The following is a 23,067-nucleotide window of genomic DNA, read 5'->3' as shown; positions in this document are numbered from 1 at the left end:
ATGAAGTCGTGAAGGGGTCCGTCCCCATGGCACCCTGGTTGACCAATGACCACCATTGACTCGCGTTCGCGCGGCCGGAGCCTGCGGCGGGGTGCGCTCGGACTCGGGGCGTCGACCACGATCGGGATCGCCTCGACCGCCCCGGCATACTCGCTGGCGGTATCCCTGGGCCTGCTCGCCGGGTACGTCGGCGCGGCCGCTCCTGTGCTGCTCGCACTCAGCGCGATCCCGGTCGTCCTGGTCGCGCTGTGCTTCCGGGAACTGAACGCGGACGATCCCGACTGTGGCACCACCTTCCGCTGGACCGAGAAGGCGTTCGGGAGAGGGATCGGCCGGATGGCCGGCTGGACCACGGTGATGGCCTGCGTGCTCGTCATGAGCAACCTCGCCCAGGTCGCCTCGGTCTATACCTTCGTCCTGCTCGGCCTGGACGGCGCGGCTGGTTCGCGGCTGGCCCAAGCCGGCCTGGGGGCCGTGCTCATCCTCGGTATGGCAGTGCTCGCCTATCGCGGCATCCGCGTCGCCGCGTGGACCCAGTTGCTCCTGCTCACGGCGGAGATCTTCGCCCTCCTGTGGTTCGCGCTGAACGCGCTCTGGGAGGCGGAGTCGTTCAGTCTTCCGCTGTTCTCGTCGACCGGCCGAGGCGCCTGGGCCACAGGCATCCTGGTCGCGGTGTTCCTCTACTGGGGGTGGGACTCGTCGTTCAGCGTCAACGAGGAGACCCGCGAGCCGCGCAGTACTCCAGGAGTCGCCGCCCTGCTCGCGAACGTCTTCCTGATCATCCTGTATGTCCTGGTCGCGTGGGCGGCGCTCACCTATGCCGGGGTCGACACGCTCGCGGAGATCTCCGACGACGACTTCTTCGCGGCGCTGTCCAGGGATCTCCTCGGTTCGGTCGGCGGCAAGATCCTGATCGGTGCCGTGCTGGTGTCCGCGCTGGCTTCGACCCAGACCACGATCCTGCCGACGGCCAGGACGATGTTGTCGATGGCCCGGCGGGACGCGTTCCCCGGGCAGTTCGCGCGGATCTCGACCCGCTATGCCACCCCGAGCGTGGCCACCTGGGTTTTCGCCGGAGCCAGCGTGCTGATCTACGTGTCACTCGTGCTCACGTCGGACGCAGTACTGGCCGATTCCGTCGCAGCGGTTTCCGTGCTGGTTTCGCTGTACTACGTAGCGACGGCTGCCGCAGTACCGGTGTATTTCAGTGGGGCGATCCGCGGACGGGTACTGCAGCGGGCGGTCGTGCCGCTGTTGGCAGCGGCGGCGTTCGTCAGCGTGCTGGTGCTGGCGGTCTCGGAGGTCGGCACGGGGCCGCTGGTTGTCGTGGGTGTCACGATGGTGGTGGGCGCGCTGATCATGTTCTCGATGAAGCCGCCCGCCGAGGGGGAGGGAAGGCCGTGACAGAACCACGCCGACGGATGCGCAGCGCGGGGATCACGCTCGGCCTGACCGCGCTGGTTGCGGCCTCCCTGAGCGGCTGCTCGAACGACGACCAGCCGGACTATGCGGCGATCTGCGTCGACCCGCAGACCGAGCAGCGCACGGACGACGGCAACTGCAAGGACGATCGCGAGTACCACGGGTCCGGGGCCGGGTTCTTCTGGTTCTACATGGCGACCCGGGGTGGCGGGCTCGTGCCGCCGATCGGTGGGCGGTACAACACGGCCGGCGGGACCTACACCACTCCCAGCCAGCGGCCCGGCGGAACCGGCTCGCCGACGATCAAGCGCGGCGGCCTCGACACCAAGGGCGGGGATATCGGCACGATCACCCGCGGCGGGTTCGGCAAGTCGGGCAAGGGGAGCTCTGGCGGCTGATGTGGCGCCACTCGATCAAGCCACGCCCGGGCTGGCGCGACAAGGTCGTCGAGCAGGGGCTGGTCTTCCCGATGACGGACCTGCCCGACGGCAGCGAGCGACCTTACTGGAACGAGAGCGCGTGGTACGAGGTGACGATGGACGAGGTGCTGCACCTCGAACGCGTCACCGAGGAGCTCTATGAGATGTGCAAGCATGCCGCCGCCGTGATGGCGACAGGTGACCGGTTCAACGACGCGCAGCTCGGGCTGGCCTCGGGAACGCTTGCACTGGTCCAGGAGTCGCTGAAGCGCGAAGACCGATCTGTCTACGCCCGGTTCGACCTGGCCTGGAACGGCGTCGAGCCGAAGATGCTGGAGATCAACGGCGACACCCCGACGGGGCTGCTGGAGTCCGCGGTGATCCAGTGGAACTGGCTCGAGGACGTCTTCCCGGACGCGGACCAGTGGAACTCCGTGCACGACCGGCTGGTCAAGTGGTGGAGCGAGCAACGCGCCGCCGGGGCGTTCCCGGGGAACGAGGCGCACTTCTTCAACTCGGGCGCCGAGACCACCGGCGAAGAGGCGATGACGGTGGCCTACCTGCGAGACACCGCGGCGATGGCGGGACTGGCGACGTACGGGCATGAGATCGAGGACCTCGGCTGGGAGTCGTCGCAGCGCGCGTTCGTGGACTGGGGCGGTCGGCAGATCCGGACCGCGTTCAAGCTCTACCCGTGGGAGGACATGCTCGACGACGAGTTCGGCCGGTACATCCTGGCCGGCGTGGAGCGCGAACCCGTCCAGTGGATCGAGCCGATCTGGAAGACGATGCTGTCCACCAAGGCGATCCTGCCGGTGCTGTGGGAGCTGTACCCCGACCACCCGAACCTGCTGCCGGCGTACTTCGGGTCGCCGGGCGACCTGCTCGAATGGGTGGCCAAACCCCTGCACGGGCGGGAGGGCGGCAACATCCGGATCCACACCATCAGCTCGGTCGACGACCACGTGCAGGACGGCCCGTACGACACCGACACGATGGTCTACCAGGAGTGGTACCCGCTCCCCTCGTACGAAGGGAACCGCGCGGTGATCGGCAGCTGGGTCGTCGACGGCGTCGCCGCCGGGATGATGGTCCGCGAGTCAGACGGCCCGATCACCGACTACTACGCCCGCTTCGTCCCGCACGCCATCGGCAGCGAACCCCGCCCCAACCCCGACACCATCCAGACCTGGCTGAACGAATAGGGCCCCAACGCCGCGCCCACCCCTGCTCGCTCGCCCGACCCCCGGAACTGTCGATTGCTGAACGAGTGGCTAAGCACCCGGATGGTCCGCGACTACGTCGAGCGGCTGTACGACCTGCCGTGGAGTTCTGACCTTGCGAACGTTGCTCTTGTTCTTGGCGTGACCAGTGGCGAGCTGTGAAACCCGTCCAGGTGAGACCTTGAGAATCGTGGCGGTGTCGCGCACGGAGATGCCGTCGCCACGGAGTCGGCGGACCACCTGGCGCATGTCGTCGGCAGCCGCGTCGACCGCAGCTTGAGCGTCGACCATCCGCTTGCGTGCGGCTTCGACTTCACGTTCGGCACCATCGAGGTCATGGTGGATGTCGACGACATAGCTCTCAGGCTCACCGCCGAGCTCGGTGGCAAGGTAGTCCCGAGCCATCCGGTCCGCGTCCGCAAGCGGTCCGCACTGGGTGACCCCGACCCCGTCGACGTGCAACTCCCAGCCGCGCTCCCACCGCCGGGCCGTCACGCGATGTGTCTTCGTCATTTCAACCACCCTTCTGGCAGGCGCTGAATCGTCTGACGGACCAGCCGCGGCGAGATATCCCTGGTCTGGGTGAGAACTGCTCGATGGTTCGCGCCGCACCCGCAGGTCCAAACCTCGTGGTCACCCCTACCCTGTCGCACCACACAGCCGTTCCGTCGCAACGCGGCTGCCATCTCACGGTACTTCGCCGCCTTCACCGTGCAGCGTAATTTACCCCGGCTAAAACAGCAATGTATAGCCGGGGTAAAACGCGTGGATCGTCAGGTCAGCAGTTCGTTGGCGGAGCGGAGGACTGGTTTGCCGATCGGGCCGGCGGGAGCGGAGGCGCAACAGGTGACGTGGAAGGTGTGTTTCTCGCCTGCGTTGAGGGTGATCAGGCAGGAGTCGACGCGGGCCGAGGGCTCCAGGCGGTCCGGGAAGAGAGCGAGGTCCTTGGCGAGTGCTGTTGCGGTGACGACCACGTCGTAGCCGTTGGCAGTCGGGACCACCTCGGCCGTGTAGGCGTCGGCGGCCAGCTGTAGTGCGGTGTCCTCGACGAAGTACCAGTACGCCGTGCTGCCGTCTGCGGCGCGAACCTCCACGTACTCGGCCGAGGGATCGCCGGCGGTAGCGACTGAAGCAGGCAGCGAGTTGAGGACTGCCGAGCGAGCCGGAACCTCCAGTGCGAAGGTCTCCCCGGCCAGCACCTCACCACCAGTGCCGGTGCTCCGGCGCGACACCGTCACCTCGGTGCTCCAGGTAACGTCCGTGTCGTTGTGGGCGGCAACCACCGGGCCGTCCTCGCGGGGCTGAACGGTCAGCAGGCGATCGGCGTACACGCGCCGCAGGGCGTACCACAGCGGTTTACGAACGCCGTGTCCATCGACGGCCGCCCACGAGACGACGGGCCAGTTGTCGTTCAGCTGCCAGACGATCGCGCCGGTGTTCAGCGGGAACAGGCTGCGGAAGTGCTCGATGCCGTAGGCAACCGCCCGTGCCTGGTTCAGTTGGGTCGTCCAGTGCCAGTCCTGGATGTCCTTCCACTTCGGCAGGTGCTCGCCGAGTCCACGCTCGAGCTTGAGGTTGCCCTCGAACGCCTTCTGGTGCACGAGCATCTGCTCGCCGTACGGATCGAGCGGCTCGTCGTGCACCACCGACGTCAGCGTCGACCAGGCCGGCGGCCCCTGGAACCCGAACTCCGAGACGAAACGGGGTTTGTAGGACCGGTACGTCGAGTAGTCCACCTGGTTCCATACGTCCCAGATGTGCATGGTGCCGTTACGTTCGTCGTTCGGGTGGATGTAGCGGTCGTACGAGAAGGGGCTGCCCTGCGAGTACGGCGTCCGCGGGTCGAGCTCGGCGACGATCCCCGGCAGCAGGTCGAAGTAGTAGCCCTCGCCCCAGGTGCGCCCGCCCAGCGGAGCGCGCCAGCCCCACTCGACGTACCCCCAGATGTTCTCGTTGTTGCCGTTCCACAGCGCGAGGCTCGCGTGCTGGCTCAGCCGGGTGACGGCCTGCCGGGCCTCGGCCTCCACCTCGCTGCGGAGCGGCTCCTCCTCGGAGTACGCGGCGCAGGCGAAGAGGAAATCCTGCCAGACGAGCACGCCGAGCTCGTCGCACACGTCGTAGAAGTCGTCGCTCTCGTAGATGCCGCCGCCCCAGACGCGGAGCAGGTTCATTCCTCCGTCGATCGCGTCGCGGATGCTGCGCTCGTAGGTCTCGCGGTTGAGCCTGGTGACGAACGCGTCGTCGGGGATCCAGTTCGCGCCGCGCACGTAGATCTGCCGGTCGTTGACGGACAGGATGAACGGACCACCGTGCTCATCCGGCGCCACGTTCATGGTGACCGTGCGGAAGCCGACCCGCCCCTGCCAGGTGTCCGTCTGCCCTCCGGCCTGCAGCGACACCTGTACGTCGTACAGCGGCTGGTCGCCGTACCCGCGTGGCCACCACCGGTCGACCGCGTCGATCGTCGAGGTGACACCGGCCCCGGGTGTTCCCGCCGGGACCGTCATCTCGGTGGTGGTCCCGCCGACCTCGACCGTCACGGTCGCGTCGTCGGTGAAGCCGTCCTGCCAGGCGAGCGCGATCCGGCTGTCGAGCACGCCGCGATCCCGGTCCAGTCCGGCGAGCGGCCGGACCGAGTCGATCCGCACCCCGCTCCACGACTCGATCCGGATCGGACGCCAGATGCCGACCGTCGCGACGTCCGGTCCCCAGTCCCAGCCGAAGTTGCTCGCCATCTTGCGGATCGCGTTGTAGGGATGGTGGTTCGTGTGCGGCCAGAGCCCGGACTCCTCCGACAACCGGTTCGCGGTCGCCACCGGCGACGCGAACTCGACCACCAGTTCGTTGCGCTCGGCAACAAGCAGGCTGGTGACATCGAAACGGTAAGCGCGGTGCTGGTTCCAGGTCCGGCCGAGTTCCGTGCCGTTCAGGGTGACCCGCGCCGCTGTGTCGAGACCTTCGGCGACCAGCTCCTGCATCGCGTGCCCGTCGGACTCCCAGTCGAACACCGTCCGGTAGCTCCAGCTGGACCGGCCGATCCAGGCGAGCTTGCTCTCGTTGTCGCCGTCGAACGGGTCAGGGATGACGCCGGCCGAGAGGAGGTCGGTGTGCACCTCGCCCGGGACCGTCGCCGTGACGGGGGCAGCCAGCAAGGCGCTGTGCCGGTCCGGCACCGGCCCGTCGATCGCGCGCACGGTCCAGGCGGCACCGCCCTCGGTGGTCAGTGGGACGGCTCGCAGGGAGCCGTTCAAGGAGGTCGAAGGAAGCGCGGAATTCACAGGCGGTTCTCTCTTCCGGAGAGGTGGACTACTACTTGACCGGTTCAGCAAGACTACGTGAAGACATCGGTGCCAGGTCCTGCTCAGTTCGTCAGGGTGATCACCCGAGCGGACGGCTCGGCCACGTCGGTCGCGACTGTCAGTCCAGCCGCGGTCCGGTGATAGCTCCAGCCGCCGGCGCCCAGGGGGAAGAAGTCGGCCACCGCGCCGTCGGGAAGCGGCACGACGACCTCAGCCGGGCCGGCCGCCCGATGCCACACGGTCAGGTAGGACCTCGTCGGCCCGGCCAGGCCCAGCACGACCCACTCGTCGGTCCACCCAGGTAGTCCGAGCGGCCAGAAGGGCGTCAGTTGGTCCAGCTCGGCGAGCACGTCTCGGTGCGCCGCAAGGGCGTCGCGGATCAGGTCGAGCTCGTCCGCGGTCATCTCGTTCAGATGCCCGGACAGATAGAGCCGGCCGAGGACCCCGTTGACCAGGCAGAACGTGAACCGCTCGGTCGACGTGCCGGTCTGCGGATAAGCCCAATGCCCAGCCTGCTCCGGTACTACGGACGCCGGTGCGGCAGCAGCGATCGGTGCGTAGAGCAAGGGATCCTGCTGATCGGAGGTCGACTGCAGATGGAGCCGGGACAGCATCGCGTAGTCCATCCGCATCGCACCGGACGCGCAGTTCTCCAACAACAGGTCAGGATGCCGCGCCTGCAAATCATCGAGCCATTCCAGCTGAGCCCGGTTGTGCTCGAGCAGTCCTTGCCCGGGTGATTGCCCGTCGGAATCCGTGCCGGGCCCGGTCATCGTGTTGTAGTCCAGCTTGAAGAAGCCGATCCCGAAGTCCGCGATCAATCGGTCGACCGTGTCGTCCAGATGCTTGCGGGCGTCGGGATTGCGCAGGTCCAGCAGATGCCGTCCGTGTTCGGAGACCCGAATGCCGCGCCTGCTGAAGAACGCCTCATCAGGGAGCTCCGCGGCCAGTGGCGAGTCGACGCCGACCACCTCGGGCTCGAGCCAGAGCCCAGCAACCATGCCGCGCGCGTGGATCCGGTCGATCACCTCGGCGAAGCCGTCGGGGAATCTGCTCCTCGACGGTTTCCACTCACCGACCGTGCTCCACCAGTCGCCCTCGGCGTACCAGCCGGCGTCGATACAGAAGTAGTCGGCCCCGACCTCGGCGGCCGCATCGATCAACGGCAGCAGCTTCTCGGTGGTCGGGTCACCCATCAGGGTGTTCATGTAGTCGTTGAAGACGATCGGCTGCCGATCGTCCGCCGCCCGGAGCTGCCGGATCGCACGGCGTTGGCGGGTCAACGCGGCGAAGGCCTCGTCGTGACCGGGGGCAGTGACGATCGAGACCGGTACCGTGCGGAACGACCGGGTCGCGGAGATCCTGGCCGTCCACTGGTGCTCCTGGTCGGTGGGACCGCTCAGCAGTAGATAGCCGCCTCGCCGCGTCTCGCCGATCTCGTAGTGCCACGGTCCGTTGTGCTCGATCTGCCACCCGAGCGCGGCGCCCGTAGTACGGGAGATGAGCACGCCGGTCGGCAGATGCTCACCGGTGGACCAGGAGCCGTGGCAGGTCACGGCGCAGCGGCTTCGTGGGCCTGGGTAGTGCGGATCGCGCTGGATCTGCGGAAGACCGATCTCTCGCAGCGGGCGGCGGGTCCAGCGGCTCTCCGCCATCCAGTCGTTGTCACCGGCAACAAGATCGAGCTCGTCGATGCCGTCGATGCCGAGCACCGCGGAGGAGAGGAAGTCCAGCTCCAACTCGCCGGGACCGGTCAGCCGCGCCTCGGTCCAGGTCTGGAATCCGGCGGACGATGCCTTGAAGAAGCTGGTCACCTGGAGGCCAGTTGCCGCATCCTCCTGCAGGATGCTCAGACTGTTGGGTCCGGCTTCGTGGGAGACATAGCGAAGCGCCTTGCCGAGATCGGTGTCGACATGGCGGAAGGTGCCGGGGGAGCGGCCGTGGCCGAGCGCCGAAACCTCGACCAGCGGCTGCCCTTCGTTCTCGTGCCCCGGGTGGATCGACGCCAGCCGCACCGGGCCGTCGTCGATCCTGAACGCCAACCTCGCCGCCGGCGCCTCCCAGAGCAGTGCCATCAGCCTTCCAGCACCGTACGACGCCAGAGGTCGGCGAGCAGGCGATGGCCCGCGGTCGTCGGGTGGACGCCGTCATCGGCGAGCGTGGTCGCGCCGACGAGCGCCGCCTGCCGAGTGAACTCGACATCAGCCGGCACCAGGATCGCGTCGTACTCCGCCGCCAACCGACGGACCACCTCGATCTTGGCGTCCAGGTCCTCCCGCCAGGTGTGCTGCTCGTCCTTCACCGCCAGCAGGAACGGCTCGATCAGGACCAGCTTCGCCTGCAAGGGTTCGAGCAACGCCCGGTACGACGCCTCGAAGTCCTCGGTCGAGGTGGGATCGTCCTCGTCGTACCGCCGCCAGGTGTCGTTGATGCCGATCAGCACCGAGACCAGATCGGCCTGATGGGCGAGGACATCGGTCTGCCAGCGGGCTTCCAGGTCGACGGCCCGGTTCCCGCTGATGCCGACGTTCACGATCCGCGGCCGCTGCGGGCCGAGATCGTCGAAGAGGTTCCGGACATAGCCATCGCCCAGGCTCTCCGGGTCATCCCGGCGGCCGCGGTCGGTCACGGAGTCCCCGGCGAACACGATGGTTCGCCGGGGATCCAGGAAGGCGTTCGTCATAGCGTCGCGGCGTGCGCGTCCCAGTCGTCCGGAAGGACGGCAGGGACCTCGACGGTGCTGGTCACATCGACGAAGGCGCCGGTCTCGATCGACTCGGTGATGGAGGCCATCACGTCGACGACGTGGAACGCCAGCGCGCCGGTCGCCCGGTGCGGACGGTCCTCACGGATCGCCCGGGCCAGGTCCAGTACCCCGGTGCCGCGCTCGGCGGATGCCTCGGTGCTGGCGGCGACCTCCCAGTCCTCGCTGCCGCGGCGGCGGATCCTGATGTCACCGTCGAAGCGGTTCGGGTCCGGCAGGGCCAGGGTGGCGTCCGCGCCGGTGATCTCCACGAAGCCCTGCCGCGGCAGCGGCGAGTCGAAGCTGAAGATGCTCTGCGAGGACTGCCCCGACTCGAACCGGGCGATCGCGCTGACGTGGGTGGGAACCGTCACGTCGAAGTCCGTGCCCTTGAGTGGGCCGGACCCGATCGTGCGCTTCTCCCGCGACTTCGAGCCGAGCCCGGCGACTGCCGCGATCGGGCCGAAGGTCTGCACCAGCGTGGTCAGGTAGTAGGGACCGATGTCGTAGAGCGGGCCCGCGCCCTCCTGGAACAGGAAGGCCGGGTTCGGGTGCCACGACTCCGGACCCGGGGACTGCATCAGCGTCAGGGCGGTCAGCGGCTCGCCGATGTCGCCCTTCTCGATGATCCGCCGGGCGGTCTGCAGACCAGGGCCGAGGAACGTGTCCGGGGCGCACCCCAGCCGGAGCCCCGCGTCCTCGGCGGTGGCGAGCAGCTTCAGGCCGCTCTCCTGGTCGAGCGAGAACGGCTTCTCGCTCCACACATGCTTGCCTGCGGCAACTGCAGCCAGGGCCACCTCGACGTGCGCGATCGGGATGGTCAGGTTGACCACGATCTCCACGTCCGGGTGACTGAGCACGGCCTCGGGACCACCGTGGGTCTCGACGCCGAACTCCTCGGCCTTGGCCTTCGCGGCCTCGGGCCGCAGGTCGCCGATGGCGAGCACCTTGAGGTCCGGGAAGCTCTGCATGCTCTTCAGGTAGGCGTCGGAGATCACTCCGGCGCCGATCACACCTACGCCGACAGCGCTCATGCAATGTCCTCCCCGGTCAGGTAGGTGAAGCTCCCCGCGACGGCGTCGAAGATCTCGCCGCTGAAGTCGTCCAGCTCGACCACGCGCAGCGCGGTCGGTGCCGCGGCCAGGATGTCCTTCACCGCGATGATCCCGTCGCCGACCGCCACCTGGGCCTTGTTGTCCAGGGTGCCGTCGCCGTCCTTGACGTGGATCGCCTTCACCCGGTCGCCGAGCCGGCCGAGCAGAGCCGGTACGTCGGCGCCACCGACGGCGGCCCAGTAGGTGTCGACCTCGAGGATGACCTCGGGGGACAGGTTGTCGGCCAGGATCTCCAGCCCGTGCACGCCGTCGATCACGGACTCCAGCTCGAACTGGTGGTTGTGGTACCCGACGGTGATGCCGTGGTCCGCGGCTTCCACGGCGGCCTTGTTCAGCGCTTCCGCCGTCGCCTTGATGTCGTCGGCCGACTGCCAGCGCGCCACGTCGACGTGCGGGTCGATGACGGTGGTGATGCCCAGCTTCTTCGCGACCTCGAAGATCGGGCCGGACTCCTCACGCAGCAGCCCGGCATGCGTGGTGGGTGCCGACAGACCGTACTTGGGCAGCGCCTCGGCCAGCTTGTCCGCCAGCCCGACCACGCCGAAGGGCTCGACCTTCTTGTACCCGATCTCCGCGATCCGGGCCAGCGTGGCGTCGAAGTCCTCCTCCAGCTTGTACCGGACCGTGTAGAGCTGGAGGGACAGGTTGTCCACTGCGACCATGATTTCTCTCCTCGTCGCCGGAGCACCCGCCGCTGCCCGTGGCGGCCCTCCGGACTACTTGCCGAACCGGTTAAGTAACTCGCGGCAGCGTATCCCAGTTCGGCCGTCCAGGACCACCCTCAGATCACCAACTGAGCAACTCCCGGCACCTTCTCAGCAAACGTTTACCATGTACAGACTTTCTGGAGCCGCGGCACTGTGGTTCATCAGCCGCAGCAGCTCGACTGGGTTGTGGGCTTGTCGATAACGGTGAGCAGCCCGCCGCTGATACCGGTGGCCAGTCCTCGCCCTGTGCTGACCTGGATGGCTTGTGGGGCTGGACCGCAGCAGCCACCTGTCGTCTGGTCGCTCGAGTCGCCATAGGCCAGGTTCGATGAACAGACGCCCGTCTCGGGGAGGTCGAGCTGAACGTCGCGTGCCGCTGCCCAATCGCCGGCCAGTGCGGCAACGACGGAACGGGCCTGCTCGTAGCCGGTGGCTAGTAGGAAGGTCGGGGCGCGGCCGTACGACTTTGCGCCAACCGCGTAGTAGCCGGGCTCGGGGTGGGCGAGTTCGTCAACGCCGTGCGGGGGCACGGTGCCGCACGAGTGCTGATTCGGATCGATCAGTGCGGCGAGGGCCCGGGTCGACCCGAGGATCGGGTCGAGGTCGAGGCGTAGTTCGGCGACCATGTCATGATCCGGGCGGAAACCGGTCGAGTTCACCACCGTGTCGGCGGTGACCCGGCGCTCACCGGCCACAAGTTCTGCTTGCCCGTTCTTCAGGCCGGCTGATTCGATCCGGAAGCTGCTGACCAACTCGACCCGGCCCGACTGCACCAGCTGCTTCAGCCGGCTTCCCAGCGCGCCACGAGCTGGCAGCTCATCGGCTTCACCGCCGCCATAGGTCCGCGCCTGGTCCGTGCCGCGTACCACCCACACGATCTCCGTCCCCGGAACCTGCTCGGCGAGCTCGCCCAGCTCCAGCAGCGTTGTGGCGGCTGAGTGGCCCGCGCCTACAACCGCAGTACGGCGGCCTGCAAACCGCTCCCGGTCGCGGCCGAGTACGTCCGGCAGCGCCCGCGTGACGTGGCCATCGAGCTCGGCCTCGCCGCGAGCGGGGATGCCGGAGCCGCCGAGAACGTTCGGCTTGCGCCAGGTGCCTGCGGCATCGATCACCGCGGACGCGAGGATCTCCGTGCCGTCGGTCATCCGCACGAGGAATGGCGCCTGCTCGCGGCCGTTGGTCCGGATTCGGTCGAAGCCGACCCGGGTCACGGCGGCCACCTGCGCGCCGTACCGGATCCGGTCGTTCAGCTGTGGAGTCTTTGCCAGCGGAGCGAGATAGGAGTCGATCAGGTCGCCGCCGGTCGGCAGCTTGCCGAGCTCCGGCTCGACCCAGCCCGCCTGTTCCAGGAGCCGGCGGGCTGCGCTGTCGATGTCGTAGCGCCATGGACTGAACAGCTTGACGTGCCGCCACTCATCAATCGCCGCCGCCACTCCCGATCCAGCTTCCAGTACTACGAAATCCATGCCCCGCTCAGCCAGATGAGCTGCCGCCGCTAGTCCCACCGGCCCAGCCCCGACCACCACAACCGGACCCGCCGGTGCCCTGGTGTTCTGCTCGCTCACGGTCGATCGCCCGCCCTCGCTATGTAGAAGTTCATCTAATCAACGAGTCCTACCTTGCATCCTGTTTCGACAGACGTCAAGATAGACGCATGTCTAAACAGGAGATTGCCGTGCAGGCCGGCGGTGGATGCTGTCAGCCGATCTCGGAAGCGGCCCTGGACCCTAATCAGGCGGCCGAGGGTGCGACCGTCTTCAAGGCTCTCTCCGACCCCATCCGCCTGCGGCTGATGTCGATCATCGCCTCGGCCAACGGCGAGATCTGCGTCTGCGACTTGACCGGCCAGTTCGACGTGAGCGGCCCGACCATCTCCCATCACCTACGCGTCCTCCGCGAGGCCGGCTTGGTCGACTGCGAACGCCGCGGCACCTGGGTCTACTACTGGCCCGTCCCTGATCGCTTGCAATGGGTCTCAGCTCTGCTGTCAATCCCGGAGGTGGCCGCGACGCGCTGACCCACCCCCGGATTGACAGCGGGAGATAGCTCAGTAATTATTGAGGCAATGTCTACTGAGCGAAATTCTCTGCTGGAACGGGCCAAGGTTCACGCCGCACTAGGTGATGCGGCCCGGCTGGCGATCGTGGACACCCTTGTCGCGGGCGACGCCGCGCCTGGCGAGCTAGGTCAGGTGCTGGAGATGCCTACCAACCTCATTGCCCACCACCTGAAGGTCTTGCAGGACGCCGGCCTCGTAGTACGGGCCCGGTCCGAGGGTGACCATCGGCGTACCTATGTCCAACTGCTGCCGGAAGCGTTGGCTGTGATTGCTCAACCGTCGTTGTCCGACGTGCCGCGCGTGGTGTTCGTCTGCACGCAGAACTCGGCTCGCTCGCAGCTGGCTGCGGCGATCTGGTCTCGGCGAAGTCACGTCCCGGCAGTCTCGGCCGGCACTCAGCCCGCCGATCGGGTGCACCCCCGAGCTGTCCGGGTAGGACGCCGCCATGGCCTGAACCCGGAAACGTGGCGCACCGCGCAAATCGATGACGTTGTAGAGCACGACGACCTGATCATCGCCGTGTGCGACAACGCCCACGAGCACCTCCCGGCCGAGGCCCGCCCACGGCTGCACTGGTCGATCCCGGACCCCGCGCCGGTCGACACCGATGCCGCCTTCGAGTCCGCCTACACCGAGATCGCCGCCCGAATCGACAGGCTGGCACCCGCAGTTTCGCCCATCGAGGCAACCGAAACTCTCTAGGAGCAGACCATGTCCGACCTCGCGGGGTATCAACGGGAGAATCTGTCCATCGACCAGCAGCTCGCCTTGCACACTGCTTCGAGCAGGCTCGGTGAGGAGTTCGCCGGCGTCTACGGCCCGAAGACGATCGAGCGCTTCCTGCACTCCAGCTACGACCAGTTCGCTGCCGGCAGCACGGTGCCGAACTTCTTGCCACTGCTCGCCGAGCGGTTCGCCCGGCAACGGCTGACCGCCCTGGCCCGGGTCGAGGGTCACGGGGACGACGGGCGTCCGGTCGTGCTGTTCCTGTGCGTGCACAACGCCGGGCGAAGCCAGATGGCGCTCGGGTTCTTCGAGCACCTGGCCGGCGACAGCGCGATCGCCTGGTCCGGCGGCTCCGAGCCTGGGGTCGAGGTGAACCCGGCTGCGGTAGCGGCGATGGCCGAGCGAGGGATCGACATCTCCGCCGAATACCCCAAGCCCTGGACCGATGAGGTGGTCCGCGCCGCCGATGTCGTGGTCACCATGGGCTGCGGTGACGCTTGCCCGATCTTCCCCGGCAAACGCTATGAGAACTGGATCCTGGACGACCCGGACGGGCAGGATGTCACGCACGTCCGGCCGGTGCGTGACGAGATCGAGCGACGCGTCCGCCAACTCCTCGGCGAGTTGGCCGTCCCTGCCGCTCACTTGGGCCGCCAGTGAGCAGCGTCGCGCCGCTGTGGCGACGGTTGGTCGCGGAGACAGTGGGAACTGGGCTGCTCGTTACCGTTGTGGTCGGCTCGGGCATCGCGGCTGCATCGCTGTCCCCGAATGACGTCGGGCTGCAGTTGCTGGAGAACGCGTTCGCGACCGCGCTCGGCCTCGCGGTACTGATCCTCGCGCTCGGTCCGGTGTCCGGTGCGCACTTCAACCCGGTCGTGTCTGCCGTCGACTGGTGGCTGGGCCACAGGCCCGGCACGGGACTGACGCTGCGCGACCTGGCCGCTTACGTGCCAGCACAGATCGTCGGTGCGATCGCCGGCGCAGTGCTGGCCAACCTCATGTACGACAAGGCCGCGGTGTCGTGGTCGACCACCGACCGCTCGTCAGGACACCTTTGGCTGGGCGAAGTGGTCGCGACCGCCGGACTCGTCGTACTGATCTTCGCTCTCGGGTGCTCCGGCCGTGCCGCGGTCGCACCGGCTGCTGTCGGCGCGTACATCGGATCGGCGTACTGGTTCACCTCGTCGACCTCGTTCGCGAACCCGGCAGTGAGCATCGCTCGCGCGTTCAGCGACACCTTCGCCGGAATCGCGCCGGCCTCGCTGCCAGGCTTTGTGATCGCCCAGCTCTTCGGCGCAATTGTCGGCGTCGGGCTGCTAGCCCTGCTCTATCCTGACGCCGGGCAGGCCGCGGACGACATCGTGACCCCTCATACCGACACCACCTCTGAACCCACCACCACTGGAGTGCCTTCGTGAGCAAGCCTGTCGTCCTTTTCGTCTGTGTCCACAACGCGGGCCGGTCCCAGATGGCCGCGGGCTGGTTGCGGCACCTGGCCGGCGACACCGTCGAGGTCCGCTCCGCAGGATCCGCACCGCGCGACCAGATCAACCCGACAGCCGTCGAGGCGATGCGCGAGGTCGGCATCGACATCACCGGCGCCGTCCCGCAGTTGCTCGAGTACGACACGGCTCGCACGAGCGACGTGATCGTGACGATGGGCTGCGGCGACGCCTGCCCGATCTTCCCCGGCAAGCGCTACGAGGACTGGGAACTCACCGACCCGGCCGGACAGCCGATCGAGGTCGTTCGGCAGGTCCGCGACGACATCCGCGGCCGGATCGAGAAGCTCGTCGCCGAACTACAGCCCGGCTGATCGTCCGCGGGAAGCTCGATCGAAAGGAGATCGCAAATGCGGCTGGTGATCGTCGGCGGCAGCGACGCAGGTATCGCAGCGGGACTTCGGGCCCGCATGACCAAGTACCCCAACAGCATGTGGAACAGCAGTTGCCGATTGCTCCACCGTGTCCCCTCCGACGCCCTCCGCAGCTCCGCCTGACCAGGCTGCTCCACGAGTTGACGGAACACGGCGCGGGCCGCTCCAGCTCGTCATGCGTCAGCTTCCTGTCCACAGCTCATAGTCCCGTGTGCCCCGCACCGCCCCAAGGCCTCGGCCGGATTGCGCTTAGCGGGACCGTGGCACGCGAGTGACTTGGCGGGGTTCTAGGTGCAGGTGGTTGGCGTCCGGGGCTGTGGTGCTAATCGAAACTGCAGGTTCGACACAGCCGCGGGCAAAATCCCATCCTTGTGCACGGCCCAGCCGTTTCCCGCGCCGCGCAATGGCTGGGCCGCGCACAAGGACGCGGCTCGAGGCCGGTTTCGTGGTTTCCGCCGAAGGCAGACCCCTCGGGCAGAGTTCATCAGCGGTGATCGGCCGACAAGGGGCGATGGGTGGCAGGGCAAGGGCTCCGGCGAGGTGGTTGCCGGAGCCCTTGGGGACCTTCGGGTCGTGCCACGAGGTGGTGAAGGTCGCCTCGCCTTGTGGTGGGTGTCAGCTGGCGCCGAGGACCGTGTAGTCCTGGCTTACGAAGATGTGGTGCGGCCAGTTGACGCCGATGTAGTGGACCTCGTACTCGCCGTTGCTCAGCTTCACGACCCGGTCGACGACGCCGCCCGGGTAGGCGGCCAGTGCAGCCTCCGTCGCCTTGTTGGCGATCGTTCCGCTCTGAATCGTCCCCGACCCTTCGGTGTAGTTCGTCGGGACCTGGCCGACCGACTTCGCCGCGCTCGGCGCACCGCGCGTGAAGGGGACTACCCCTGCCGCGGTGGAAGCCGCGGTTCCGCCGCCGTCATTCGGTTCCACGGTGACCTGGGTGGCCGTGATGGTCGTTCCGCTGGTCGTCCCGAGGACGAGGACGGTTTCGCCCTTTGTGACGGCGCTAGCCGAGGCGGAGCTCGTCCCCTTCAGGTATGTCGTGGAGGACGCCTCCTTGATGGTCACTTGCTGACCCGCTGAGGTCGTCAGCGTGAAGCCCGACGTGGACACCGTGCCGACCGTGCCGGACGATCCGCCGGCGGCCGCACCAGACCGAGCGTTGGCTCCCCCGCCACCGGCTCCTGCGGCGCCGCCGCCGGGCCCGGGGCGCGCTGGTGCCGACGGAGAGGTGGACGTCGAGGGGGACGCAGATGTCGAGGGGGACGTGGACGCCGACGAGGTTGTCGAGCAACCGGCGACGAGTCCGGTCACCGCACCTGCCACCGCGACAGCCGCGATCCACTTGGTCTTCCTGTTCGACACGAATCGCCGTACCCGCGTCCGGTCTGCCGGCTTGTCCATGGTTGCCGAGGCCAACGGGTCCGGCGAAGGCGCCGGCGGGGAAGGCGGCACAGCGCCGGGGCCGCCTGCATTTCCAGCAACCGGCCCTGACGTCGCGTTCGAGACCGGGCGAGCGGAAAGGGTCTCGTGATCGCTTGTTGGGTCGTACTCATTCATGATGGCGCTCCTCTTGCTTAGGCATCTGCGTTTGAGCCTGCCAGCCGTTTATGTGAGGTCCCTGTAGGCGACCTGTGAGGTCACTGTGAGTGCCTCGAATCCTTGGGAGAGCGGTTACCTAGAGACGGCGAGTGCACGGGGGCCGCACAATGGGTGCCTTCCGGACCGCCCGTCACGGTTCGGACCGCCTGTCAGAAGGAGGCCGCCGTGCCCCGAATCACCATCAAGGAGATCGCCCGACGGGCCGGCGTCTCCAAAGGCGCGGTCTCGTATGCGCTGAACAACCAGCCGGGGGTCTCCGAGGCCACCCGGGCGCGCGTACTGAAGGTCGCCGAGGAGTTGGAATGGGTGCCGAACCGCGCCGCCCGGCAGCTCTCGGCCGCGCGGAGCGAGACCTTTGGGCTGGTCCTGGCGAGGTCTGCCAAGACCCTCAGCGAGGAACCCTTCTACATGGGCTTCGTCGGTGGCGTGGAGTCCGTGCTGAGTGACAAGTCGTATGCGCTCGCGCTGCAGGTCGTGCCGGACCTCGAGGCCGAGATGGCGACGTACCGGAAGTGGGCGGCCGAGCGGCGGGTGGACGGTGTGATCGTGGTCGATCTGCGGGTCGACGATCCACGGATCCCCTTGCTGCGGAAGCTGGAGCTGCCCGCGGTACTGGTCGGCGATCCTGCCTTGTCCGACGGGATGACGTGCATCTGGACCGACGGCACCACCGCGATGCATGCCGCGGTCGAGCATGTCGCCGAGCTCGGGCACCAGGCGATCGCGCGCGTGGCCGGGCCGCCCGAACACGGGCATGTGTGGATCCGGGACCAGGCCTTCGCCGCGATCAGCCGTGAGCTCGAGCTGGATGTGCGGGTCCTGCACACCGACTTCTCCGGTGAGGAAGGCGCCGCGGCCACTCGCGAGCTGATGGCGACCGAGGGCAGGCCGACCGCGATCATCTACGACAATGACCTGATGGCCGTCGCCGGTCTGTCAGTGGTGAACGGGCTCGGACTGAAGTCGCCCGACGACGTCACCCTGGTCGCCTGGGACGACTCGACGCTGTGCCGGTTGACCCATCCGACGCTGACCGCGATGAGCCACAACATCGTTGCCTATGGCGCCGAAGTCACGCACCGCCTGTTCGACCTGCTGGAGGGCGCCGGGCATGAGTCGCACCTCTTCTCGACCCCGGCGCTGGTCGTCCGCGAGAGTTCCGGCCCCCCACCTACAAGCTGACCGCTGCCGTCACCTTCACCGGTACGCCGTTCAGGGCGGCCGTACCGGCGAGGGTGTCCGTCAGCGCAGCATCCGTGACATCGTTCGCGCTGACGCCGGCGACCTCGTTCGCGACCGACAGGAGAGCGCCGGATCGGCCATGACCGAACCCGTGCGGCAGACTCACCACGCCTGGCATCATGTCCTTGCTGGCCGCAACTTCTACGTCGACCGACCCGGACGCCGAGCTGAGTTGGACCAGCTGACCGTCGGCGAGATCCCTGGCCTCGAGATCATCGGGGTGCATCAGCAGCTGATGACGCGGCTTACCCTTCACCAGCCGAGCCGAATTGTGCATCCAGGAGTTGTTGCTGCGCAGGTGTCGTCGGCCGATCAGCAACAGCCCATCGTCATTGCCAGCAGCAAGCAACTGTCGAGCAGCTCGAGGTAGGTCGTCCAGAATCAGTTCGGCAGCTAGGTTGATCCGCTTGTCCTTGGTGTAAAGGGCGCCGGGCAGCGACGGCTGCAGCGGCCCGAGGTCTATCCCGCCGACCGACTTCCTGAGCTTGCGAACCGACAGCCGATACGGGCCGATACGCAACCCCAGATCCACGATCCGCTTGGGGTTCAAGCGCAGCCTGGCTGACGCGATCAGCCTCCGCCGGCTCCTCGGCGTACGGCGTAACAGGGCCAGGCCGAGATCGCGGAAGATCTCCCAGTCATGCCGCGACTCGGCAGGCCGAGGCAGCACCGCGTCGTTCCAGCGGGCGGTGTTCCGTACTGCGAGCTGGTGGAACGCCAGGTCGTAGTGGTCGCGTTCGAGCGGCGGGGTCGGCGGCAGGATCACGTCAGCGTGCCGCGTGGTCTCGTTGATGTAAGGGTCGACGGACACCATGAAATCAAGGGTGTCCAGCGCTTCGTCGAGCTTGCGGCCGTTCGGCGTGGACAACACCGGGTTGCCCGCGATCGTCACCATCGCGTGGATCTGGCCGTCGCCCGAGGTGAGGATCTCCTCGGCCATCGCCGCCGCGGGCAGTTCCCCGCCGAACTCGGGCCGTCCGCCGACCCGGCTCTTCCACGCGCCCACGTGGCCCTTGCCGATTCCGCGCAGGGTGTCGACGGCCGGGCGCGGGATCATCGTGCCGCCGGGGCGGTCGAGGTTGCCGGTGATGATGTTCAGCACCTGCACGGCCCACTGGCAGACCGCGCCGAACTGCTGCGCCGACACCCCCAGCCTGCCGTAGCAGGCGGCCTTTTCCGCAGTCGCGAACTCCCGAGCAATTCTGCGGATTACTTCCGCATCGATCCCGGTGACTCGCGCAGCAGCGTCCGGCGTCCATTCTCTCGTCGCCTCGGTGACAGCCTCGAGCCCGTCCACGTACTGCGCTGGTCGCGCGTGGCCTTCGGCGATCACCTGATGGATGAGCGCGAGCAGGAACGCGGCATCAGTGCCGGGCCGGACGAAGTGGTGCTCATCCGCGACGGCCGCGGTCTCGGTCCGGCGCGGGTCGATCACCACGACGCGGCCGCCGCGCTTCTGAACATCCTTGAGCCGCCGGCCGAACCCCGGCGCGGTCATCATGCTGCCGTTGGAGGCGAGCGGGTTCGCGCCGAGCATGAGCAGGTACGACGTCCTGTCGATATCCGCGACGGGAACCATCAGCTGATGCCCGTACAACAGATGCGACGCGAGCATGTGCGGAAGCTGGTCCACCGAGGTCGCGCTGAACCGATTCCGCGTCTTGAGCAAGCGAACCACCATCGGCATATGCGTCATCGCGCCGAGGCTGTGCACGTTGGGATTGCCCAGATACACGCCGACGGAGTTCTTCCCGTGCGTCTTCCTGATCTCGCCCAGCTTCGCGGCGACGTACTCGTAGGCCTCGTCCCAGGGAATCTCCTGCCACCCGTCGGCAGTACGCCGTACAGGCTTCGTCAGGCGGTCGGGGTCGTCCTGCAGGTCACGCAGGGCCACGGCCTTCGGGCAGAGGTGCCCTCGCGACAACGGGTCCGCGTCGTCCCCCCGGATGTCGGTGACCCGCCCGTCCTCGACGGTGACCAGCACCCCACAGATGGCTTCACACAGATTGCACGAGGTCCTCCGCACAGTCGCCATCCAGTCAAACTACCCCCGGGTAGCCCTTGGCCGACACCCTCCCGCGCGCCGCCGAGACGGTCGATCAGGTCAGTCGAAGCGGGCTTCGTCGAGGCGGCCGAGGATGGCGTCGACCGTTTCGCCGGGGGACAGGTCCGAGTTGTCGAGCCAGAGCCCCCGGCGCGGAGTGAAGGCGTGCAGTTCGTAGTCGAGCTCGTCCACGGAATGCTCATAGCCCGACCCGAGCCGGTTGGAGATCACGTCAGGACGTGGCGTCAAGACGATGAGGTAGCGCGGGCGGGTCTCGATGCCGTCCAGGAACTCGCGGAGCAGCTCACCGATCACCACGTCCTGCAGTACGACGGTGAACCCGGCCTGGGCGTATCCGTCGGCCGCTTGGCAAGCCAGGCGATACCTCAGCTTGAGCTGCTTCTGGGCTTCCTCGCCACTGTCCGCATCCGACGAGGCCTGGCCGCTCACGATCATCCGGCGGAACACGTCACCGCGGAGATGGACGCCGTACTCGAACCGCTCGGCGAGCAGTTGGGACACCGTGGATTTGCCGGCCGCCGTGATCCCGCTGACGACGATCACGCCCTCGGTCTCCATGCAGTGGATCGTGCCACGCAGGGCAAGGCTTACGTCAGGCCTCGTCCAGACTTAGGCACTGTCAGCCACCAACCATCAGCGTTGGTCAGGGCTGCAAGCTGTTCAAGTGCGTCGTGAGGTGCTGGCGGACGCGGGCCGGGGTTGTCCTGTCGGGCTGGATCACGGCGTGCAACGACAGGCCGTCGAGCAGGGCGTGCAGCCTCTCCACCTCGAGGTCCAGGTCGAGGTCGCCTCGCAGTGCACCTGCCTTGGCGAGTCCCCCGACCAGGCTGGCGCACAGTCCCCGGAGTGCGTCGTGCACGGGCCCGAGATGCTCGCGCAGACCGCCCTCTCCTGACTCGGCCTGGGCCTGGGCGGTGAACGACAGCCAGACGTCGAACTCGGCCTGCCGCTCGGTGTCCAGCGGGATGACTTCTTCGAGATAGCGCAGCGCGATCTCGATCGCGGTGCCCTTCGGTTCGATGGCGCTGATCCGGTTCTCCACCCGGCGCGCGACCAGGTCCATCGCGAAGTTGACCAGGCCGTCCTGGTCCGGGAAGTAGTAGCGGACGGCGCCGGCGGACCAACCGGCCTCGGCGGCGACGGTACGGACAGAGGCGGCCCGGATGCCGTCCCGCCGAACCACTCGCCACAGCGCGCGGGCGATCTCCTCGCGGCGGGCGTCATGGTCGACGATCTTCGGCACCTCCCCTTTTTAGCACAGCCGTGTTATGGTCGATCGAGAAAACACAATCGTGCTAAATAATGGAGTCACGATGCTGCTCGCCGTCATTGCCGGATGTGAGATCGGCTTCTGGGTGCTGCTCGCGGCCGGCATGGTCACGCGCTACCTGCTCAAGCTGCCCAAGGTCGGCATGGTGCTGCTGGCCGGCGTGCCGCTGGTCGACGTGGTCATGCTGGTTGCCGGCGTCATCGATCTGCGCGGCGGCGGGGAGCCGTCCTTCAAGCACTCGCTGGCTGCGATCTTCATCGGAGTCAGCGTCGCCTTCGGGCACCAGACCGTGACGTGGGCGGACAGTTGGGCCGCGCATTGGCTGGCTGGCGCGCCAAGACCCGCCAAGCCGCCGAAGGGTGGACGCGAGCGGGCGCGCCGGGAACGCCAGGGCTGGTTCCGCCACCTGCTCGCCTATGCGATCGGCTGCGGCCTCATGCTCGGCCTCGGCGTGCTCTCCGGTGATGGGTACGACGCCCTGCTGGGCCCGGCATGGACTTGGACCATCGTGCTCGTCATCGACGCGTTCGTCTCTTTCAGCTACAGCTACACCTTCGACTCCGGCGAGAAGCAGGAGAGCCGCGAGAAGCAGACCGTCTGACCTCCCGCAGGGATCCGCCCGGCCGTCGTACATTGCCGACATGACGAAGTCGGTGGCAGGGCGGAGCTGGTTCGGCGTCACGGCGTTGGCGGTTGCCGTCGGCATAGTTGTTCAGCTGGTCGTCACCGCGACCACGACTGAGGGATTCTTTCCGGACAACCCTGACCGGGTGTTCAACGTCTTTGCCTACTTCACGATCCAGTCCAACCTGCTGCTCGGCGGGAGCTGCCTGCTGCTGGCGATCGACCCCGACCGGTGGCATTCGATGGTGTTCAAGACGCTCCGGTTGAACGGGGTTCTCTGCATCGCGGTCACCGGCATCGTGTATCACCTCGTGCTGGCCGGCTCAGACACCCTCTCTGGTGGCGCCGCGGTCGCGAACTTCTTCGTCCACACGCTCACCCCGGTCCTCGGCGTGGTCGGGTGGTTGATCTTCGGGCCGCGGGGGCAGACCGACAGTCGCGTCGTCGGGTGGTCCCTGGTGTTTCCGTTGCTGTGGCTGGCATTCACGCTGATCCGCGGCGAAGGAACGGGCTTCTACCCCTATCCCTTCATGAACGTCACGGAGCACGGGTATGGGACGGTATTGCTGAACTGTCTGCTGGTCGCGCTACTGTTCCTGGCTCTGGCGGCCGGCACGACCCTGCTCGATCGCCGGATCAGACAGAAGACCAGCGCCTGACCCGGGCGGTGGGGTGGAC

At 67.5% G+C, this 23,067-nt stretch carries 23 protein-coding genes; 12 read left to right on the top strand and 11 right to left on the bottom strand.

Features of this window, described 5'->3' with window-relative positions; translation table 11 throughout:
- Positions 1-45 precede the first annotated feature (45 nt).
- The 3 genes from ABD210_RS12795 to ABD210_RS12785 are packed head-to-tail and all read left to right on the top strand — an operon-like array spanning position 46 to position 3,046.
- Positions 46-1,404, top strand: a complete 1,359-nt coding sequence (locus tag ABD210_RS12795; protein WP_344111391.1) for an APC family permease — start codon at positions 46-48, stop codon at positions 1,402-1,404.
- A complete protein-coding gene (locus tag ABD210_RS12790) occupies positions 1,401-1,820 on the top strand; it encodes a hypothetical protein (RefSeq protein ID WP_344111390.1) in 420 nt (139 codons plus the stop codon). Before ABD210_RS12795 ends, ABD210_RS12790 begins: the two co-directional genes overlap by 4 nt.
- Entirely contained in the window at positions 1,820-3,046 is a 1,227-nt protein-coding gene (locus tag ABD210_RS12785) for a glutathionylspermidine synthase family protein (protein WP_344111389.1), read from the top strand. The genes ABD210_RS12790 and ABD210_RS12785 overlap by 1 nt, the downstream gene beginning before the upstream one ends.
- 69 nt (positions 3,047-3,115) lie before the next feature.
- On the opposite strand, the gene ABD210_RS12780 is transcribed toward ABD210_RS12785, so the two are convergent.
- The 7 genes from ABD210_RS12780 to ABD210_RS12750 all read right to left on the bottom strand — a co-directional run bounded on the left by ABD210_RS12780 (position 3,116) and on the right by ABD210_RS12750 (position 12,493).
- Entirely contained in the window at positions 3,116-3,577 is a 462-nt protein-coding gene (locus ABD210_RS12780) for a hypothetical protein (protein WP_344111388.1), read from the bottom strand.
- A gap of 260 nt (positions 3,578-3,837) precedes the next feature.
- A complete protein-coding gene (locus ABD210_RS12775; RefSeq protein ID WP_344111386.1) occupies positions 3,838-6,315 on the bottom strand; it encodes a glycoside hydrolase family 2 protein in 2,478 nt (825 codons plus the stop codon).
- A 110-nt stretch (positions 6,316-6,425) separates the two neighbouring features.
- Entirely contained in the window at positions 6,426-8,438 is a 2,013-nt protein-coding gene (locus tag ABD210_RS12770; RefSeq protein ID WP_344111384.1) for a glycoside hydrolase family 36 protein, read from the bottom strand.
- Positions 8,438-9,046: an SGNH/GDSL hydrolase family protein gene (locus ABD210_RS12765; RefSeq protein ID WP_344111383.1), complete on the bottom strand. Its 609-nt coding sequence runs from the start codon at positions 9,044-9,046 to the stop codon at positions 8,438-8,440. The genes ABD210_RS12770 and ABD210_RS12765 overlap by 1 nt, the downstream gene beginning before the upstream one ends.
- Positions 9,043-10,140 carry a Gfo/Idh/MocA family protein gene (locus ABD210_RS12760; RefSeq protein ID WP_344111382.1) on the bottom strand — a complete coding sequence of 366 codons (1,098 nt, stop codon included), beginning with the start codon at positions 10,138-10,140 and terminating at the stop codon, positions 9,043-9,045. Before ABD210_RS12760 ends, ABD210_RS12765 begins: the two co-directional genes overlap by 4 nt.
- Positions 10,137-10,883 carry a sugar phosphate isomerase/epimerase family protein gene (locus ABD210_RS12755; protein WP_344111381.1) on the bottom strand — a complete coding sequence of 249 codons (747 nt, stop codon included), beginning with the start codon at positions 10,881-10,883 and terminating at the stop codon, positions 10,137-10,139. Before ABD210_RS12755 ends, ABD210_RS12760 begins: the two co-directional genes overlap by 4 nt.
- A 206-nt stretch (positions 10,884-11,089) precedes the next feature.
- Positions 11,090-12,493, bottom strand: coding sequence for an NAD(P)-binding domain-containing protein (locus ABD210_RS12750; RefSeq protein ID WP_344111379.1), 1,404 nt, complete (start codon positions 12,491-12,493; stop codon positions 11,090-11,092).
- A gap of 89 nt (positions 12,494-12,582) precedes the next feature.
- On the opposite strand from ABD210_RS12750, the gene ABD210_RS12745 reads away from it, so the two are divergent.
- The 5 genes from ABD210_RS12745 to ABD210_RS12725 are packed head-to-tail and all read left to right on the top strand — an operon-like array spanning position 12,583 to position 15,529.
- Complete coding sequence (locus ABD210_RS12745) at positions 12,583-12,945, top strand: ArsR/SmtB family transcription factor (protein ID WP_344111377.1); 363 nt, start codon at positions 12,583-12,585, stop codon at positions 12,943-12,945.
- A 48-nt stretch (positions 12,946-12,993) separates the two neighbouring features.
- Complete coding sequence (locus ABD210_RS12740) at positions 12,994-13,689, top strand: arsenate reductase/protein-tyrosine-phosphatase family protein (RefSeq protein WP_344111376.1); 696 nt, start codon at positions 12,994-12,996, stop codon at positions 13,687-13,689.
- A gap of 9 nt (positions 13,690-13,698) precedes the next feature.
- Entirely contained in the window at positions 13,699-14,373 is a 675-nt protein-coding gene (locus tag ABD210_RS12735; protein ID WP_344111375.1) for an arsenate reductase ArsC, read from the top strand.
- Positions 14,370-15,131, top strand: coding sequence for an aquaporin (locus ABD210_RS12730; protein WP_344111374.1), 762 nt, complete (start codon positions 14,370-14,372; stop codon positions 15,129-15,131). Before ABD210_RS12735 ends, ABD210_RS12730 begins: the two co-directional genes overlap by 4 nt.
- Positions 15,128-15,529: an arsenate reductase ArsC gene (locus ABD210_RS12725; RefSeq protein WP_344111372.1), complete on the top strand. Its 402-nt coding sequence runs from the start codon at positions 15,128-15,130 to the stop codon at positions 15,527-15,529. The genes ABD210_RS12730 and ABD210_RS12725 overlap by 4 nt, the downstream gene beginning before the upstream one ends.
- 675 nt (positions 15,530-16,204) lie before the next feature.
- Here ABD210_RS12725 and ABD210_RS12720 read toward each other — a convergent pair.
- Entirely contained in the window at positions 16,205-16,699 is a 495-nt protein-coding gene (locus tag ABD210_RS12720; RefSeq protein ID WP_344111370.1) for a hypothetical protein, read from the bottom strand.
- Here ABD210_RS12720 and ABD210_RS12715 point away from each other — a divergent pair.
- Both ABD210_RS12715 and ABD210_RS12710 read left to right on the top strand, forming a co-directional pair.
- Entirely contained in the window at positions 16,680-17,120 is a 441-nt protein-coding gene (locus ABD210_RS12715) for a hypothetical protein (protein WP_344111368.1), read from the top strand. The two genes, ABD210_RS12720 and ABD210_RS12715, sit on opposite strands and share 20 nt — an antisense overlap.
- Positions 17,121-17,353: 233 nt before the next feature.
- Positions 17,354-18,370, top strand: coding sequence for a LacI family DNA-binding transcriptional regulator (locus tag ABD210_RS12710; RefSeq protein ID WP_344111366.1), 1,017 nt, complete (start codon positions 17,354-17,356; stop codon positions 18,368-18,370).
- Here ABD210_RS12710 and ABD210_RS12705 read toward each other — a convergent pair.
- The 3 genes from ABD210_RS12705 to ABD210_RS12695 form a co-directional block, all read right to left on the bottom strand.
- A complete protein-coding gene (locus ABD210_RS12705) occupies positions 18,360-20,465 on the bottom strand; it encodes a molybdopterin-dependent oxidoreductase (protein WP_344111364.1) in 2,106 nt (701 codons plus the stop codon). The two genes, ABD210_RS12710 and ABD210_RS12705, sit on opposite strands and share 11 nt — an antisense overlap.
- A 69-nt stretch (positions 20,466-20,534) precedes the next feature.
- The gene (locus ABD210_RS12700) at positions 20,535-21,053 is read right to left on the bottom strand and encodes an AAA family ATPase (RefSeq protein WP_344111363.1); all 519 of its coding nucleotides are present in this window, start codon (positions 21,051-21,053) and stop codon (positions 20,535-20,537) included.
- A gap of 85 nt (positions 21,054-21,138) precedes the next feature.
- Complete coding sequence (locus ABD210_RS12695) at positions 21,139-21,738, bottom strand: TetR/AcrR family transcriptional regulator (protein WP_344111362.1); 600 nt, start codon at positions 21,736-21,738, stop codon at positions 21,139-21,141.
- Positions 21,739-21,808: 70 nt separating this feature from the next.
- Between ABD210_RS12695 and ABD210_RS12690 the strand changes: the two genes are divergently transcribed.
- Together ABD210_RS12690 and ABD210_RS12685 are read left to right on the top strand one after the other, a co-directional pair.
- A complete protein-coding gene (locus ABD210_RS12690) occupies positions 21,809-22,366 on the top strand; it encodes a 2TM domain-containing protein (protein ID WP_344111361.1) in 558 nt (185 codons plus the stop codon).
- Positions 22,367-22,406: 40 nt separating this feature from the next.
- The gene (locus ABD210_RS12685; RefSeq protein WP_344111360.1) at positions 22,407-23,048 is read left to right on the top strand and encodes a Pr6Pr family membrane protein; all 642 of its coding nucleotides are present in this window, start codon (positions 22,407-22,409) and stop codon (positions 23,046-23,048) included.
- The last annotated feature ends 19 nt before the right edge of the window (positions 23,049-23,067 follow it).

The organism is Kribbella alba (assembly GCF_039529635.1).
GTDB lineage: Bacteria > Actinomycetota > Actinomycetes > Propionibacteriales > Kribbellaceae > Kribbella > Kribbella alba.
Note: the sequence above shows the minus strand (reverse complement) of the source record. Positions and strands in the feature narration are given on the sequence as shown.

What these genes read in the sequence shown, in the direction of transcription:
- ABD210_RS12780 (WP_344111388.1), bottom strand. Translation starts at nt 3,577, where the DNA reads ATGACGAAGACACATCGCGTGACGGCCCGGCGGTGGGAGCGCGGCTGG.
- ABD210_RS12760 (WP_344111382.1), bottom strand. Translation starts at nt 10,140, where the DNA reads ATGAGCGCTGTCGGCGTAGGTGTGATCGGCGCCGGAGTGATCTCCGAC.
- ABD210_RS12765 (WP_344111383.1), bottom strand. Translation starts at nt 9,046, where the DNA reads ATGACGAACGCCTTCCTGGATCCCCGGCGAACCATCGTGTTCGCCGGG.
- ABD210_RS12735 (WP_344111375.1), top strand. Translation starts at nt 13,699, where the DNA reads ATGTCCGACCTCGCGGGGTATCAACGGGAGAATCTGTCCATCGACCAG.
- ABD210_RS12755 (WP_344111381.1), bottom strand. Translation starts at nt 10,883, where the DNA reads ATGGTCGCAGTGGACAACCTGTCCCTCCAGCTCTACACGGTCCGGTAC.
- ABD210_RS12690 (WP_344111361.1), top strand. Translation starts at nt 21,809, where the DNA reads ATGCTGCTCGCCGTCATTGCCGGATGTGAGATCGGCTTCTGGGTGCTG.
- ABD210_RS12685 (WP_344111360.1), top strand. Translation starts at nt 22,407, where the DNA reads ATGACGAAGTCGGTGGCAGGGCGGAGCTGGTTCGGCGTCACGGCGTTG.
- ABD210_RS12700 (WP_344111363.1), bottom strand. Translation starts at nt 21,053, where the DNA reads ATGGAGACCGAGGGCGTGATCGTCGTCAGCGGGATCACGGCGGCCGGC.
- ABD210_RS12745 (WP_344111377.1), top strand. Translation starts at nt 12,583, where the DNA reads ATGTCTAAACAGGAGATTGCCGTGCAGGCCGGCGGTGGATGCTGTCAG.
- ABD210_RS12740 (WP_344111376.1), top strand. Translation starts at nt 12,994, where the DNA reads ATGTCTACTGAGCGAAATTCTCTGCTGGAACGGGCCAAGGTTCACGCC.
- ABD210_RS12795 (WP_344111391.1), top strand. Translation starts at nt 46, where the DNA reads ATGACCACCATTGACTCGCGTTCGCGCGGCCGGAGCCTGCGGCGGGGT.
- ABD210_RS12770 (WP_344111384.1), bottom strand. Translation starts at nt 8,438, where the DNA reads ATGGCACTGCTCTGGGAGGCGCCGGCGGCGAGGTTGGCGTTCAGGATC.
- ABD210_RS12705 (WP_344111364.1), bottom strand. Translation starts at nt 20,465, where the DNA reads ATGGCGACTGTGCGGAGGACCTCGTGCAATCTGTGTGAAGCCATCTGT.
- ABD210_RS12785 (WP_344111389.1), top strand. Translation starts at nt 1,820, where the DNA reads ATGTGGCGCCACTCGATCAAGCCACGCCCGGGCTGGCGCGACAAGGTC.